The 14917-nt window shown below is 64.1% G+C and carries 15 protein-coding genes; 6 read left to right on the top strand and 9 right to left on the bottom strand.

The genetic code is table 11. From position 1 onward, the window contains the following. Window positions 1-13 precede the first annotated feature (13 nt). Together ACFULT_RS12150 and ACFULT_RS12145 are read right to left on the bottom strand one after the other, a co-directional pair. Window positions 14-811 carry an amino acid ABC transporter ATP-binding protein gene (locus ACFULT_RS12150; RefSeq protein WP_378481562.1) on the bottom strand — a complete coding sequence of 266 codons (798 nt, stop codon included), beginning with the start codon at window positions 809-811 and terminating at the stop codon, window positions 14-16. Continuing rightward, window positions 808-1773 carry an amino acid ABC transporter permease gene (locus ACFULT_RS12145; RefSeq protein WP_019663201.1) on the bottom strand — a complete coding sequence of 322 codons (966 nt, stop codon included), beginning with the start codon at window positions 1771-1773 and terminating at the stop codon, window positions 808-810. The genes ACFULT_RS12150 and ACFULT_RS12145 overlap by 4 nt, the downstream gene beginning before the upstream one ends. 460 nt (window positions 1774-2233) lie before the next feature. Between ACFULT_RS12145 and ACFULT_RS12140 the strand changes: the two genes are divergently transcribed. The 4 genes from ACFULT_RS12140 to ACFULT_RS12125 all read left to right on the top strand — a co-directional run bounded on the left by ACFULT_RS12140 (window position 2234) and on the right by ACFULT_RS12125 (window position 6590). Continuing rightward, on the top strand, window positions 2234-4114 hold the full coding sequence (locus ACFULT_RS12140; RefSeq protein ID WP_378481561.1) for a DUF222 domain-containing protein: 1881 nt from the start codon (window positions 2234-2236) through the stop codon (window positions 4112-4114). A 239-nt stretch (window positions 4115-4353) separates the two neighbouring features. Continuing rightward, window positions 4354-4653: a WhiB family transcriptional regulator gene (locus tag ACFULT_RS12135; RefSeq protein ID WP_378481560.1), complete on the top strand. Its 300-nt coding sequence runs from the start codon at window positions 4354-4356 to the stop codon at window positions 4651-4653. An 87-nt stretch (window positions 4654-4740) separates the two neighbouring features. Beyond that, entirely contained in the window at window positions 4741-5499 is a 759-nt protein-coding gene (locus tag ACFULT_RS12130) for an HAD-IIA family hydrolase (RefSeq protein WP_371828087.1), read from the top strand. After that, window positions 5499-6590 (top strand): isochorismate synthase MenF, encoded by a 1092-nt coding sequence (locus ACFULT_RS12125; protein ID WP_019663196.1) that lies wholly within the window; start codon window positions 5499-5501, stop codon window positions 6588-6590. The genes ACFULT_RS12130 and ACFULT_RS12125 overlap by 1 nt, the downstream gene beginning before the upstream one ends. A gap of 2 nt (window positions 6591-6592) precedes the next feature. On the opposite strand, the gene ACFULT_RS12120 is transcribed toward ACFULT_RS12125, so the two are convergent. Genes ACFULT_RS12120 through ACFULT_RS12105 form a run of 4 tightly spaced genes read right to left on the bottom strand, consistent with a single transcriptional unit; the run spans window position 6593 to window position 9677 of the window. Further along, window positions 6593-7816, bottom strand: coding sequence for an O-succinylhomoserine sulfhydrylase (locus ACFULT_RS12120; RefSeq protein WP_170945256.1), 1224 nt, complete (start codon window positions 7814-7816; stop codon window positions 6593-6595). A gap of 11 nt (window positions 7817-7827) precedes the next feature. Next, a complete protein-coding gene (locus tag ACFULT_RS12115) occupies window positions 7828-8241 on the bottom strand; it encodes a rhodanese-like domain-containing protein (RefSeq protein ID WP_019663194.1) in 414 nt (137 codons plus the stop codon). Between the two features lie 12 nt (window positions 8242-8253). Next, window positions 8254-8781 carry a hypothetical protein gene (locus ACFULT_RS12110; protein ID WP_019663193.1) on the bottom strand — a complete coding sequence of 176 codons (528 nt, stop codon included), beginning with the start codon at window positions 8779-8781 and terminating at the stop codon, window positions 8254-8256. Between the two features lie 29 nt (window positions 8782-8810). Beyond that, window positions 8811-9677 carry a TauD/TfdA family dioxygenase gene (locus ACFULT_RS12105; RefSeq protein WP_019663192.1) on the bottom strand — a complete coding sequence of 289 codons (867 nt, stop codon included), beginning with the start codon at window positions 9675-9677 and terminating at the stop codon, window positions 8811-8813. A 385-nt stretch (window positions 9678-10062) separates the two neighbouring features. Here ACFULT_RS12105 and ACFULT_RS12100 point away from each other — a divergent pair, with 385 nt between their 5' ends. Next, window positions 10063-11433, top strand: coding sequence for an FAD-dependent oxidoreductase (locus ACFULT_RS12100; RefSeq protein ID WP_037112296.1), 1371 nt, complete (start codon window positions 10063-10065; stop codon window positions 11431-11433). A 54-nt stretch (window positions 11434-11487) separates the two neighbouring features. Here ACFULT_RS12100 and ACFULT_RS12095 read toward each other — a convergent pair whose 3' ends face one another. Continuing rightward, on the bottom strand, window positions 11488-12366 hold the full coding sequence (locus ACFULT_RS12095; RefSeq protein ID WP_037112297.1) for an SMP-30/gluconolactonase/LRE family protein: 879 nt from the start codon (window positions 12364-12366) through the stop codon (window positions 11488-11490). Between the two features lie 46 nt (window positions 12367-12412). Here ACFULT_RS12095 and ACFULT_RS12090 point away from each other — a divergent pair, with 46 nt between their 5' ends. Then, complete coding sequence (locus ACFULT_RS12090; protein WP_037112299.1) at window positions 12413-13159, top strand: amidohydrolase; 747 nt, start codon at window positions 12413-12415, stop codon at window positions 13157-13159. On the opposite strand, the gene ACFULT_RS12085 is transcribed toward ACFULT_RS12090, so the two are convergent. Both ACFULT_RS12085 and purT read right to left on the bottom strand, forming a co-directional pair. Continuing rightward, on the bottom strand, window positions 13152-13634 hold the full coding sequence (locus ACFULT_RS12085; protein ID WP_094720570.1) for a DUF456 domain-containing protein: 483 nt from the start codon (window positions 13632-13634) through the stop codon (window positions 13152-13154). The two genes, ACFULT_RS12090 and ACFULT_RS12085, sit on opposite strands and share 8 nt — an antisense overlap. After that, the gene (purT, locus tag ACFULT_RS12080) at window positions 13631-14839 is read right to left on the bottom strand and encodes a formate-dependent phosphoribosylglycinamide formyltransferase (protein ID WP_378481559.1); all 1209 of its coding nucleotides are present in this window, start codon (window positions 14837-14839) and stop codon (window positions 13631-13633) included. The genes ACFULT_RS12085 and purT overlap by 4 nt, the downstream gene beginning before the upstream one ends. Window positions 14840-14917 lie beyond the last annotated feature (78 nt).

The raw sequence follows: 14917 nt of genomic DNA, 5'->3' as shown, positions 1-14917 counted from the left end.
TGGGTGTGGAGGTCTAGAGAACGTGCGCGAGAAAAGCTTTGGTGCGCGGTTCCTGTGGATTGTCGAGCAGTTCGGAAGGAGTGCCTTGTTCGACGACCTGCCCGGCATCCATGAAGACGACGGTGTCGGCGATTTCCTTGGCGAATCCGACCTCGTGGGTCACGATCACCAGGGTCGCGCCTTCACGGGCCAGTCCTCGGATGACTTCGAGTACCTCTCCGACCAGCTCGGGGTCGAGGGCCGACGTCGGTTCGTCGAACAGAATCACTTTGGGACGCAGAGCAAGTGCGCGTGCGATCGCCACACGCTGCTGCTGCCCGCCCGACAGGCGTCGTGGATAGTCGTGTGCCTTGTCCTTCAACCCGACGCGCTCGAGAAGGGCGAGCGCCTCGGGTTCCACGTCGACACGCTTGCGCTTCTGCGCGGACACCGGAGCTTCGAGCACGTTCTCGAGAACGGTCAGGTGCGGAAACAGATTGAAGTTCTGGAACACGAAACCGATCTGCGAGCGCTGCTTCAGGATGTCCTTGTTGCTGAGCTCGTGCAGTTTGTTGCCCCGACGACGGTATCCGACGAGGTCGCCGTCGACACGGACCGTTCCCTGATCGACCTTCTCGAGGTGGTTGAGGCTGCGTAACAGCGTCGACTTGCCCGATCCGGAGGGACCGATGATCACCGTCACCTCACCGGGCCGGACGACGAGGTCGACACCCTTGAGGACCTCGAGTGGTCCGTAGGACTTGTGCACGCCCCGGACCTCGACGGCGTACTTGCTGTTCTCGGTGGGCGTGGTGGCGTCGAGCGTCGTCATCGCGTAGCTCCTCCGCGCGGCGGTGCGGTGATCTCGGCAACCCGCTTGCGAATCTTCTGGATCGGCGTCAGGGGAATGGTCCGCACCGCGCCTTTGGCGTAGTGCCGTTCGACGTAGAACTGCACTACGGACAGAACCGAGGTCAAGATGATGTACCAGACCGTCGCGACCATGAGCAGCGGAACGACGCGGCCGTTACGGCCGTAGATGACCTGCACCTGATAGAACAGCTCGGCGATCGCCATGACGGACACGATCGAGGTCCCCTTGAAGAGGCTGATCACCTCGTTGGCGGCATTCGGCAGGATGCCCCGCATCGCCTGTGGCAGAACGATCTTGAAGAACTCGCGCCGCTTCGGAATACCCAGCGCGGCAGCGGCTTCGAGTTGACCCTGGTCCACCGAGATGATGCCGGCACGGACGATCTCGGCCGAGTACGCAGCCTGATGAAGAGCAAGACCGATGATCGCGGCCGTCGATCCACTGATGACGTTGTTGACGTTGAACTCGAAGAACGCAGGACCGAAGGGAATTCCGAGCGTCAATGTCTGATACAGGTACGCGATGTTGAACCAGAACAGAAGCTGCACGATCAGCGGAATGGACCTGAACGCCCAGATGTAGAACCACGAAATGACCTGCAGAACAGGGTTGTTGGACAACCGAGCGACAGCAAGACCGATACCGATCGCGAACCCGATCAGCGTGCCCCAGAACGTCAGCTGAATCGTCAACCACAGCGCGGACATGACCGACGCCGCCGTGAAGTACTGAGCGAACGTCGTCCAATCCCAGCCCGGGTTGGTGGCCAGACCGTGGACGAACTGCGCCACGAGTACGAGAACCACCACGCTGACGATCCAGCGCCACGGGTGCCATTTCTTGGCGACGATCAGATCTTCGTCGTCGACGGTCGGTTCTGCGGCGGCGGGCCGCGCGTCCAATTGAGTCACCGGATCCACCGGGTGTGAGCATGCATGATCGAAACCTTTGCCGAGGTAAGTAGAGCGAGGGGTGGTGCGATGCGGGTAGCGCGCTAGCTACAGCAGTACGTCGCGATACGGCACAGGTCGACGTGCAGACGACGCCACTCGGTCCGGTACAGCGGTGCGCTGTTCATGTGTCCTCCATCGGTCCTGGCGGTAGCACCCACACCTGCCGGAGGCAGGGGGCTGCTGCGACGTCGTAGAGCCAAGACGGGAGTGGAGCCTGCGGAACGACCAATGGCCCAGTCTCGGTCGCTCTGGATGGTGACAGGAATGTATGCGCTCGACAGTGCAACCGTCAAGTCAGTACAACCCATTTATGTAGCGGCGCTTGATGTTCGGGTTCGAATCACCCTGATTACAAATCTTGCATCCAGGAAGACGGATTGTTCGGAGTGTATTGCAATCGAACAAATGTTCGAGTACATTCGAAGCCATGGGGAAGCCGGGGGGCATCGAAGAGCGGGTACGGAGTGAGGCCGACGCGTCTGCGGCGGATATTCTCGATGGCCTTGCGGAGTCACGCAGGGCAGAAAACCGAGCTTCGGCCGAACTGATCCGCACCCTGTACGCACTCGGAGAGTTCAGGCTGGCCACCGAGGCGGACATCCACAGCCAGGGCGGCGAAGCGGACGTGACACTCGCGCAGCGAGCCGTCGAATGCGAGGCCTCGGTGGCTCTTGCACTGTCGCGCACAGCGACTCGCGAGAGACTGATCGTGGGCAGGGAATTGGAGGAGCGACTCCCGGCCATCCTCGACGCATTCAGAGTGGGCGACATCGACTATCAGCGGGTTCGCACCGTCGCGCTCGTGCTGTCGAAAGCGAGCGACAACACCGTCCGCGGGATCGAAGCAGATGTTCTGGCCTCCGCACTTCGGTGCAGTATCCGTCGATTGCGCGAGCGCATCTGGGCGCACTGGTTCGACTACAACGAGGCGGAAGCACTGGCGGCACGCAAGGCAGCAGAATCGGAAGAACGATGCGCGTCGATCAAGCACGGCGCCGACGGAATGGCCACTCTGTTCGCGAAGATGACCGCTCTCGAAGGCGTGGAATGCAATTCGGTTCTCGACGAGATCGCAGGCACGGTCTGCGCGCACGACCCGCGTTCCACGAGACAGCTGCGCGGACATGCTCTGGTTGCCTTGATCCACCGAGAGGAGGCCATCGCGTGCCTGTGCGGCAGGGAGGATTGCCCTGTCCGCGGATCGGGCGACCTCGGTCGGAGGCGTCGCCCACACCTCCTGCAGATACTGATCAGCGCGGAAACACTGCTCGGTTTGGCCAGCGAACCCGCGACCCTCGGTGACGGTACCGTACTGGACCCCGACACGGCACGCCTCATCGCAGGCGACGCCCGCTGGCAGATACTTCTCACCGAATTCCTCGACGCCGCCAAGGCACAGAAAGCTGCTGCCGACGACAGTTCAGGTGACACGACACCCGAACCCGAGCCTGACACCATTACCGGATCACCAGGTGAGCCGAGAGCCTTCCGCATCGTTGCACGGGGCCGAACCCGTTCAGCCGCCACACTTCCCGATCCGAATCAGGCGAGGACCGGCCGCAACGGCGCCGGACGAGATGTTCGTCTGTCGGCTGCCATCGACGCATTTCTGGCCGCCGTCGACGAAAACCCCTCGCTTGCCTCCGGGATACACCCGGACGGTCACGGAGGGTTCAGCGAACCCCCTGCCGGTGCACTGACGTACCGGCCGTCGGCCGAGCTGGCCGCGCTGACGCGTGCAACCCATTGCACCTGTACGTTCCCTGGGTGCAGTGTGCCTGCCGCGCAGTGCGAGATCGACCATGTCGTTCCGTTCGATCACACCGACCCGCTGGCCGGTGGGTGGACCGTTGCGTCGAATCTGCAGCCGCTGTGCGCGTTTCACCATCAAGCCAAAACCATGAAGCTCTGGGCTGCCGCGAAACTGGACGGCGACAGTGTGTTCTGGACATCGCGCTCCGGTCTGCGAAGAATTACACCGTCCTCCTTCGGCACGGTGATGGTCCCGGGCAACGGTGTACCCACGCGAAAGAACAAACGCACACGCACACCCCGACCGACCACCCCCACCGGCGATCCGCCCGACGAGCTGTATGCACCCACGTGGTGGGAAACGTACATCGGTGAGTACAGCGAATACGGCGACGTGGCCGACACCGATCGGGCTGCCTACGTGCCGTCGCTCGGTGACATCGCGCGACTGACAGACCCCACGGCACGTGCCGACGCGATTTTCCTCCGAGAACGATTCCTCGAACATCGCGCAGTCGTGACCGCGCGTGAACGCTACCGGCCGCCGCCGTTCTGATGAACAGCCGTTCTGACGAACATGCGTTCCGATGAACAGCCGTTCTGACGAACATGCGTTCCGATGAGCCGGCGGCATCACCGAATTCAATGCTGCGCCAGCATTATGAGATGGACGGTCTTGTAGACCGGCAGCATGTCCACCGTCCCGCACATCGGTAACCAGATGCTCACTTCATCATTAGACGCTCGATGATTCGAAACCTTCTCAGTGGTCTGTGGGAACGTCATCATCGGTTCATGGCCCCAACGACAACAGCATGGCAGTGGCAGTTGGACGCGGTTTGCCGTGGGCACGGCACCACTGAAGACTCCGCAGGCTCCGATCCGATCTCCGATGTGTTCTTCTCCCCGTCAGGCGAAGGCAGGACCGCACGGCGCCAGCGCGAGAACAGGGCGAAGATGTTGTGCGAACAATGCCCGGTCATCGTTCAGTGCCGTCAGTTCGCCCTCGCGACCAACGAGCCGTTCGGAGTGTGGGGAGGAATGACCGCCCGCGAACGGGCCCTGCGGCGCACGGCCCTGAAGAAAGCCGGCTAGATCGCACTTCCCTCGAGTGAAAGACCACGCAAGTGGAAGACTGTAGGGGTGAGCGACAAGGACGAGCCCCAGCGTTGGACCTATCTGATGGACATGGACGGTGTGCTCGTCCACGAGGATCACCTCATACCCGGCGCCGACGCGTTCGTCGCGGAGCTGCAGGCGAACGAGATTCCGTTCATCGTGCTCACCAACAACTCGATCCGCACACCCCGCGACCTGCGCGCGAGGCTCGAACGCACCGGCCTGAACATCCCCGAGAAGTCCATCTGGACGTCGGCACTGGCGACGGCCAACTTCCTGGGGAACCAACGTCCCCGCGGCAGCGCGTACGTCGTCGGCGAATCAGGTCTGACGACGGCGCTGCACGACATCGGATACGTGCTCACCGACTCCAACCCGGACTACGTCGTGCTCGGTGAGACCCGCACCTACTCGTTCGAGGCCATCACCACCGCCATTCGCCTCGTCGAGAAGGGCGCTCGGTTCATCGCCACCAATCCCGACGCCACCGGGCCGTCGCGAGAAGGCTCCCTGCCCGCGACGGGGTCCGTCGCAGCCCTCATCACCAAGGCAACCGGCAAAGAGCCATACTACGTCGGGAAGCCGAACGCGCTGATGATGCGCTCGGCGCTGCGCGCCATCGGCGGTCACTCCGAAAGCACGCTGATGATCGGTGACCGCATGGACACCGACGTTCTCTCCGGACTCGAAGCAGGCCTGCAGACCATTCTGGTACTCACCGGAATCTCCACGAAGACGTCCGTCGAGAACTACCCGTTCCGCCCGACGAAGGTGATCAACTCGGTCGCCGATCTCGTCGGCCGGACCCAGTCGCCGTTCTGATGGCGCCCTCGCCCACCGGTACACCGACCTTCGTTCTGTCACGCAGCACCTACAACGTCGAAGCAGACGGAGTGGAGAACGCGTACGCGTCGACGGACGACGCCGTCGCAGCCGTCCGCAGTGGAACGCCCGTCGTCGGTGCCCTGCCGTTCGACGACGCCGACCCGGTGGCCCTGACACACCCGACATCACTGCGTCGAACCGACGGTCCCTGGCGAGCGTTCACGACTGCGCTGCCCCGGGTCCGCGTCGGAGAACAGATCCCTTCTGCGGAGGAACACGTCGCGCGCGTGCGCGCACTGGTGAACAGCATGCGCGACGGGTCGGTGCAGAAAGTGGTGCTGGCGCGATCGCTCCGATTGTTTGCCGACTCCCCGATCGACCCCATGGCCCTGCTCGGCACCCTCGTCGAGAAGGACGTCCTGGGAAACGGCTATGCCGTCGACCTCTCCGCAGCGGGGGCAGAGCATGCGGGCTCGTACCTCGTCGGGTCGAGCCCGGAGCTGTTGATTCGGCGCCACGGCCGCGCCGTGACATGCCATCCATTCGCCGGAACCGCTGCGCGCAGCGACATCCCCGACGAGGACGCCGCCATCGCCGCTCGCCTCGCAGCCAGCGCCAAGGACCAAGCCGAACACCGATTCGTCGTCGACGAGATCAGGTCCGCACTGGAACCGCTGTGCAGCGACCTCGACATCCCGCCGGAACCGCAGCTCAGCAGCACCCCGCAACTGTGGCACCTCAGCACACCCATCACCGGGACTCTGCGCGACGCGGCGACGACCTCGCTCGATCTGGCGATCGCCCTGCATCCCACACCTGCCGTCGCGGGCGTACCGCGCCGGGCGGCGATGGACGCGATCAAGCGGATCGAAGGACCACGGGGCTTCTACGCAGGCGCAGTCGGATGGGCCGACGCCGTGGGTGACGGTGAATGGATGGTGGCCATCCGAGGCCTCGAACTCGCCGCCGACGGCCGCTCGGCCCTCGCCACCGCCGGCGGCGGGATCGTCGCCCAATCCGACCCCGACGCCGAACTCGCCGAAACGACAGCCAAGTTCCGAACGGTACTGGCCGCCTTCGGCGTCTGAGCTCAGCCGAGCGCCTGCTTCAGGTCCGCGATGAGATCCTCGGTGTCCTCCAGGCCGATCGAGATACGAACGACCCCGTCGGAAAGACCCACTGCAGCACGGCCTTCCGGCCCCATGGCGCGATGCGTCGTGGTCGCAGGGTGCGTGATGAGAGTCTTCGAGTCGCCGAGGTTGTTGGAGATGTCGACGACACGCAGAGCGTCGAGCAACTCGAACGCACGCTTCTTGCCTTCACCCTCGGGAGCAGCGAGCTCGAACGTGACGACGGTTCCGCCGCCCGTCATCTGACTCTTCGCCAGCTCGTGCTGCGGATGTGACTCCAGGAACGGGTATTTCACCCACGACACCGCAGGATGGGACTCGAGGAACGTCGCGATCTCGAGCGCCGACTGCGTCGAATGACGCACCCGAACCGGCATGGTCTCGAGACCCTTGAGCAGCGTCCACGCGTTGAACGGGCTCAGCGCAGGGCCGGTATGACGCATCAACGTCTGCACCGGGCCCTCGATGTACTCCTTGCTACCGAGAATCGCACCACCGAGGACACGGCCCTGGCCGTCGATGTGCTTGGTGCCGGAATACACCACCACATCCGCACCCAAATCCAAGCTCTTCTGCAGCAACGGCGTCGCGAACACGTTGTCCAACACCACCGTTGCGCCCGCCGCGTGAGCAAGCTCGGACACACGCCTGACGTCCACCAGCGACTGCATCGGGTTCGACGGCGTCTCGAAGAACACCGCAGTCGTCGGTACCGACAGCGCCTCTTCCCACTGCGCGTTGTCTTCACCGTCGACGAACACGGTCTCGACGCCCCACCGCGGGAGGATCTCGTTGCACACCACGAAGCACGAACCGAACAAGCTGCGCGCAGCCACCAGACGGTCACCCGCCTTCAACAGCGCACCGAGGGCCGTGAACACCGCCGACATACCGCTGGAGGTACCGAAGCACGCCTCGGCGCCCTCGATCAACCGCAGTCGCTCCTCGAACATCTTGACCGTCGGATTGCCGTACCGCGAGTAGACGAAATGATCGATCTCCCCGGTGAACGCCTGCTCGGCCGCACCTGCGCTCTCGTAGACGAAGCCCGACGACAGATACAACGCTTCCGCATTCTCGTCGAACCCGGACCTCATCAACCCGCCGCGAACACCCAGCGTTCCCTGCCCCACACCGTCAGGCAGCTTCTTGTCGAAGCCTCCGCCCTTGGGCAGGCCCGGAATCCTCTGCTCGCTCACTGCTGCCTCCACGGAAGTCCTACTGCACGCCACCCGACGACGCCGCGGTGACCGTCGGCGTCGGTTGCACCCTCGAAACCGTCGAGCACGTTGTAGGACGGGCCGATACCCGCGGCCGTCGCGGCCTCCGCCGCACCGATGGAACGCTGACCGGAGCGGCACAGGAACACCACCGGGCGCTCGCCGTCGACACCGGCTTCCTTCAGCTGATCGACGAAGTTCTCGTTCCGCGCGCCGTTCGGGTAGCTCACCCACTCGATCAGGTGAGTGGGCCGCTCGATCGACGACGTGTCCGGGACGCCGACGTACTGCCACTCGGCGTGCGTGCGGACGTCGACCAGAACTGCCTCGGGATTGTCACGAAGCAGCTCCCAGGCCGCCTCCGGGGTTATGTCACCTGCGTAAGTCACGGATCAAGCCTTTCATACGTTGCACACCAGCCATTTGTCGTCGACGCGGACGAACTTCCACACCTCGCTCGACGTAGCCCCGGTCTTCTCGAACTTCGTCGGCACCGTGACGACCCCGCGGTCACCGTTGATCTCGTACTCACTGGGAGCCCCGTCGACCACAAGTTTGCCGTTCTCCTCCACATCGGCAACCCGAGCGTCGGTGTAGTCCTGATCGGACCCGGTGACGAGGCTGCTCACCTGCTCGTCACAGGTGACGGCGCGCAGAGCGTCGGCGTCGCCCTCGTTCTGGGCGTCGACGAACTCGGTGATGCTGTCGGTGAGCAACTGAGCCTGAGTGACGTTGTCCTCGGCGGGAGCGAACCGAGCCGCGAGAAAGATTCCGGCGAGCAGCACGACGACGATGCCGACGGCGATCAGAAACGGCCACGCGTTCGGCGGGCGGCGTTCACCCGACGCGGCAGCTGCTGCAGACGCGTTGTTCTGCGCTTCCTCACGACTGTCGACCCACTGTTGCCTACGTTCACGCCACGACGCCATGGCGACAATCTTCCCCGCCCGGCAAACCTCTAGTGCTGCTGGGGTCCGACCGGAATGTCGCCGCGCAGGGTGATGCGGTGCATCTTGCGGTGCTCGGTGCCGTAATCACGGTTGGCGTAGTGCGAGGTGCTCCGGTTGTCCCACAGCACCAGGTCACCGAGACGCCAGCGGTGACGCACCACGTGCTCCGGCTTGGTCAGATGCGCGTACAGGAAGTCGAGGATGCCCCGACTCTCCGCCTCGGAGACACCGACGATGTGCGACGTGAAACCAGGGTTGACGAAAATGCCCTTGCGACCGGTCTCCGGGTGCACCCGAACAACCGGATGCTCGACGGGTACCAGCGCAGTCACCTCTTTGCCGTCCCAGACGTTGCCCTTGCCTCCTCGCTTCTGCGCGAGGTAGTAGCCGAACTCGCGGTTACCGTCGTGCACCGCGGTCAGCTGGTCGATCATCTGCCGCACCGGCGCAGCCAACGACTCGTAGGCGAGCTGACTGTCCGCCCAGTTGGTGTCACCCCCGTGCGGAGGGAGGACGACGGGCCGCAGAATCGACCCCATCGGCGGACGCTCCATGAACGTCACGTCCGTGTGCCAGATGTCCGCAAACCCGTTGTCCTGACTGTCGAGGGCATAGACCTCGGCAGCGACATGACCACTGTCGTGCACCGGATGCCCCGCCGTCAGCTCGCCGAGCCGTCGACCGAAATCGATCTGCCCCGCATCGTCGAGGGACTGCCCGCGCAGTACCAGAACCTTGTGCTCGACCAGTGCGTCGCGCACCGCTCGAATGTGCGCATCGGACGCCGACGCCACATCGAGCCCGATCACCTCGGCACCGAAACTCGGGCCGAACTTGTCGAGCGTGAGTGAAACCGTGGTTTCCACAGTGGTCATGTCTGTCCTCGATTCATGATGGCCGCGGACGTTTCGACGGCGAGCCGCATGGCCCGTCCGCGCCGAGACCGTGGTCGGTGCAGCCGTACTGGATGTGTGGCGAAAGAAGCGAAGGGCGCTCAGAGGGCCCGGTGCGCGGGAGAGGTCACCGACAACACATGGTGGTGCAGGTACGACAAAGGTCCAGGGCGATTCGCCGGACCAGGAATGTCGTCTGCATGATGCAATTCCTACCTGAAACCGGGAAATAGCTCAAGTCCGGATGCCTTGGAGTGTGCCCGGAGTGCGACGTAGCCTTGAGTGACGACCACCAGCCCAGATCAGGTAACACTTAATTTATGCTGGGGTGTCCGTACATGCCCTCGACGAAGGTAGTTCGCTGCACATGACCGATCAGACTCGTCCACTCCGCGTCGCCATCGTCGGCGCCGGACCCGCAGGCATCTACGCCGCCGACGCACTCATGAAGTCCGACACAGATGTCAGTATCGACCTGTTCGAGCGCATGCCCGCACCCTTCGGCCTCATCCGCTACGGCGTCGCACCGGACCACCCCCGCATCAAAGGCATCATCACCGCCCTGCACAAGGTCCTCGACAAGCCCCAGGTCCGCCTGCTCGGCAACATCGACTACGGCACCGACATCACCCTCGACGACCTGCGCCGCTTCTACGACGCCGTCATCTTCTCCACCGGCGCCAACGCCGACCGCGCACTGAACATCCCCGGCATCGACCTCGACGGCAGCTACGGCGCCGCCGACTTCGTCTCCTGGTACGACGGCCACCCCGACGTCCCCCGCACCTGGCCCCTCGACGCCGAGAAAGTCGCCGTCCTCGGCGTCGGCAACGTCGCCCTCGACGTCGCCCGCGTCCTCGCCAAGACCGGCGACGAACTCCTCCCCACCGAAATCCCCGCCAACGTCTACGAAGGCCTCAAAGCCAACAAGGCCCTCGAAGTCCACGTCTTCGGACGCCGCGGACCCGCGCAAGCCAAGTTCACCCCCCTCGAACTCCGCGAACTCGACCACTCCCCCAACATCGAGGTCATCGTCGCCCCCGAGGACATCGACTACGACGAAGGCTCCGAAGCCGCCCGCCGCGGATCCAAGCAGGTCGACATGGTCGCCAACACCCTGCAGGACTGGGCCATCCGCGACGTCGGCAACCGCCCCCACAAACTGTTCCTGCACTTCTTCGAATCCCCCACCGAAATCCTCGGCGAGAACGGCAAGGTCGTCGGACTACGCACCGAACGCACCGAACTCGACGGCACCGGCAACGTCCGCGGCACCGGCACCTACAACGACTGGGACGTCCAAGCGGTCTACCGCGCCGTCGGCTACCTCTCCCAGAACATCGCCCAACTCCCCTTCGACGACCAAGCCGGCACCATCCCCAACGAAGCAGGCCGCGTCGTGGAGTCCCCGTCCTCGACCACCCCGGTCCCGGCCACCTACGTCACCGGCTGGATCAAGCGTGGACCCGTCGGCCTGATCGGTCACACCAAGGGCGACGCCAACGAAACCGTCGCCAACCTCCTCGAGGACGCACCGAACTTCACCGGCGCCACCGACCCCGATCTGGACGCGGTCACGACGTTCCTCGAAGACAAGAAGGTCCCCTTCACCACCTGGGACGGCTGGTACCGCCTCGACGCCCACGAACGCTCCCTCGGCGAACCAGAAGGCCGCGAACGCGTCAAGGTCGTCGAACGCGAGGACATGCTCCGCGCTTCCGAGCCGGACAAGGCTTGATTCACGCGTGAGTAGGAAACGCACAGAGCGCTGTGCGTTTCCTACTCACGGCGGTTAGACCCGCACCGCCAGAAGTTTCCCTTCCGTCTCGACCTTGCGCTGGTGCTCGTTGAAGTCCGGAGCCGCGCAGACGTACAGAGTCCGGCCGTCGTCACCGCCCAGGCCACACGCGAACACCCCGGTGTCGAACTCGAGCTGATCGACGATTCCCTTGCCTGGGACGACGTGCACGATCCGCTGGCCCAGCGCGTCCGCCACCCACAGCGAGCCGTCCGTATCCATCGCACAGCCGTCGGCCGCAACGGACAGCTGGCCCAGCGCCGTCTCCATCGACGTCATGTCCGGCAATTCTGCGAACTTCACCCAATCGCGACGATCCCCCAACGAACCGTCCGGATGCACCGCGAAGGCGCTGATGCGGTTGCCGACCGTCTCGTCGACCACCAATTCCCCGTCGGGCGTCAGACCCATCCCGTTCGGGAAGTACAGATCCTTCGCCACGACGTGCACCGAGCCGTCGGGATCTACCCGCAACAGATCGGCCGTGTCCGGAGTCGCCAGGTTCATCAGATCGAAGCCGAAATTGCCGACGTAGGCTCGTCCCCGATCATCGACGAGCATGTCGTTGAGGTTCGCCTTCACGTACGACGACAGATCTGCGTGCTCGACGAGCGAGCCGTCGTCCTCACGCCGGAGCAACTTCTGATCTCGCATCGAGACCACGATCAACCTGCCGTCCGGCAGCCATCCGAGTCCCGACGGTTGCTGCGGCACCTCCGCCTCGACACGGACATCGGATCCGTCACCGCGAGCGGACACCACCTTCTGGCTGTAGAAGTCGGACACCCAGATTCGACCGTCCCGCCATCGCGGACACTCGAGGAAGGTGTATCCGTCGAGGACGATTTCTGCTTCAGCTCTCATGTTTCGCATTCAAACACCGGCGCGGGTCCCCGGGTGTCGAAATCGCATTGCTGGCATGCTGTCCCTTGTGTTCGACGCCCACCGATACATCCTCGACCCGCGATTCCCGCTGGTCGAGAATCAGGGATACCCACCGGAGCCGTACACGATCGAGGATTACGACCGCGACACCGACGGCCTCGGAATCACCGGCGGCGCCGTCATCAGTTCGTCGTTCCACACCACCGACCAGGCATACCTGGTGGCCGCACTGCAGGCGCTGGGACCCAGCTGGGTAGGCGTCGCCCAACTCGATCCCGACACGTCCGACGACGAGATCGTCGAACTCGATCGAGCAGGCGTCCGTGCCATCAGGCTCAACTTCAAACGAGGCGCGACGGACGTCCAGACACTCACCGCGCAGGCCCGACGAGCACACGAACTGGTCGGCTGGCACGCGGAACTGTACGTCGAAGCCTCGATGCTGCTCTCGCTCGAACCGATCCTGTCCAAGCTCCCCGCGGTGAGCATCGACCACCTCGGAATGTCCGCGCAGGGGCTGCCCTATCTACTGGACCTCGTCGAGCGTGGCGTCCGGGTGAAAGCCTCCGCATTCGGCCGAATCGACATGGACATCGTCGACGCCATGAAGAAGATCCACGCCGTCGACCCTGCTGCCCTCATGTTCGGCACCGACCTGCCCGGCACCCGAGCGCCCCGACGGTTCCTGGAGTCCGACATCGACCTCGTCGCCGACGCAGTGGGAGGCGACCTTCCCGCGGTCCTCGGCGGCAATGCCCGGTCTTGGTACCGGGTCAAATGAAGATCGCAGCTCCGAGCCACACACCGGTCGCGAGCAGTGCCCCGAACAGTTCGACGAGAATGGACAGCCCCGCGGCCTTCGTGGCGTGCACCGTCGATCTCCACGCTTCACTGTGATTGCGATGACGTGGCAGTTCAGCAACATACGTCCCGAGGATGAAACCGACGAACAAGCCGACGACGGGAATGACGAAGAACCCGACGATGCCGACGAGACCGCCGACCACCAGCGAACGCGTCGGGATGCCTGCGTCCTTCATCCTTCGACCCGGCCAGGTGTACTTCACGACGCCACTGGCGACCAGCAGAACCGTCGCAATGCCGAACACGACCCAGGCTGCGCTGCCGCCGGTCACGAACGCCCACACCGCGATTGCCGCGAAGATCAGAATCACACCGGGCAGAATCGGCACGACGATCCCGACCAATCCCACGAGGATCGCCAACGCGACCAGTACCTCCCCCCAGGCACTCACGTGACGGGACGAATCTTGCCTGCAGCCTCGGTTGCCCGCGCACGAGCCGAATCGATGTCGGACGCCGTCGACACCGCAACGCCCATCCGTCGACGCACGAAGCTCTCCGGCTTACCGAACAGCCGCACATCGGTCTCCGGCACGGCCAACGCGTCGGCGACTCCGTCGAAGGCGATCCCTTCTGCATCGACGCCGCCGTAGACGACCGCCGACGCGCCCGGCGAGACGAGCGTGGTGTCCACCGGGAGTCCGAGGATGGCACGGGCGTGCAGTTCGAACTCCGAAAACCGTTGCGTACGAAGCGTGACCAACCCGGTGTCGTGTGGACGAGGGCTGACCTCGGAGAAATACACGTTGTCGCCCTGAACGAACAGTTCGACGCCGAACAGGCCTCGCCCTCCGAGAGCAGTGGTGATCTTGTCCGCCACGTCCTTTGCCGCAGCGAGCGCGACGTCCGACATCGGTTGCGGCTGCCACGATTCGACGTAGTCACCGGACTCCTGACGGTGCCCGATCGGCTCGCAGAAATCCGTACCCGCCGTCGATCTGATGGTCAGAAGCGTTATCTCGTAATCGAAATCGACGAACCCTTCGACGATGACCCGACCGAGGTCGACGCGTCCGCCCTTCAAGGCGTAGTCCCATGCCGCGGCGACATCCTCGGGGCCGCGGACGACCGACTGCCCCTTCCCCGACGAGGACATGACGGGCTTGATGACGGCTGGATAGCCGATGGAGTCCAAAGAGCTGCGAACATCCTCGAGCGAGTCGGCGAAGGCGTAGGGCGACGTCGGAAGTCCCAACTCCTCGGCCGCGAGTCGCCTGATTCCCTCGCGATTCATGGTCAGCTGCGTCGCCCGCGCCGTCGGAATGACAACACTCCTGCCACGACTCTCGACCTCGGCGAGAGCATCGGTTGCGATGGCCTCGATCTCGGGGACGACGAAGTCAGGTTGCTGAGCGTCGATCAAGGCCAGAAGCTGCTCCGGATCGCTCATGTCGATCGTGAAGGCGTGATGGGCGACCTGGTGACCTGGTGCGTTGTCGTATCGATCGACGGCAATGACCTCGACGCCCAAGCGCTGGAACGCGATGATCACCTCCTTGCCGAGCTCGCCCGCGCCGAGAAGCATCACTCGCGTGGCTCCCGACGTCAGAGGTGTACCGATCCGTACTGCTTCGTCTCCTGCGCTCACGCAGCTCATTATCCACGGCCTCGGGGTTCCCTCGCGCCCCCTGCCACGCTAAGTTAACCTCGATTCGCTTACGCCTTACTGATCGGA

Source organism: Rhodococcus sp. NPDC057297 (assembly GCF_042667435.1).
In the GTDB taxonomy this organism is placed as follows: domain Bacteria; phylum Actinomycetota; class Actinomycetes; order Mycobacteriales; family Mycobacteriaceae; genus Rhodococcoides.
The sequence above is the reverse complement of the archived record's forward strand: the minus strand, read 5'-3'. Positions and strand labels throughout refer to the sequence as shown.

Bases quoted from the DNA above. Each gene is read 5' to 3' on its own strand.
- ACFULT_RS12150 (WP_378481562.1), bottom strand. From the start codon at position 811: ATGACGACGCTCGACGCCACCACGCCCACCGAGAACAGCAAGTACGCC.
- ACFULT_RS12140 (WP_378481561.1), top strand. From the start codon at position 2,234: ATGGGGAAGCCGGGGGGCATCGAAGAGCGGGTACGGAGTGAGGCCGAC.
- ACFULT_RS12135 (WP_378481560.1), top strand. From the start codon at position 4,354: ATGGCCCCAACGACAACAGCATGGCAGTGGCAGTTGGACGCGGTTTGC.
- ACFULT_RS12130 (WP_371828087.1), top strand. From the start codon at position 4,741: ATGGACATGGACGGTGTGCTCGTCCACGAGGATCACCTCATACCCGGC.
- ACFULT_RS12125 (WP_019663196.1), top strand. From the start codon at position 5,499: ATGGCGCCCTCGCCCACCGGTACACCGACCTTCGTTCTGTCACGCAGC.
- ACFULT_RS12110 (WP_019663193.1), bottom strand. From the start codon at position 8,781: ATGGCGTCGTGGCGTGAACGTAGGCAACAGTGGGTCGACAGTCGTGAG.
- ACFULT_RS12105 (WP_019663192.1), bottom strand. From the start codon at position 9,677: ATGACCACTGTGGAAACCACGGTTTCACTCACGCTCGACAAGTTCGGC.
- ACFULT_RS12100 (WP_037112296.1), top strand. From the start codon at position 10,063: ATGACCGATCAGACTCGTCCACTCCGCGTCGCCATCGTCGGCGCCGGA.
- ACFULT_RS12095 (WP_037112297.1), bottom strand. From the start codon at position 12,366: ATGCGAAACATGAGAGCTGAAGCAGAAATCGTCCTCGACGGATACACC.
- ACFULT_RS12090 (WP_037112299.1), top strand. From the start codon at position 12,413: ATGCTGTCCCTTGTGTTCGACGCCCACCGATACATCCTCGACCCGCGA.
- purT (WP_378481559.1), bottom strand. From the start codon at position 14,839: ATGAGCTGCGTGAGCGCAGGAGACGAAGCAGTACGGATCGGTACACCT.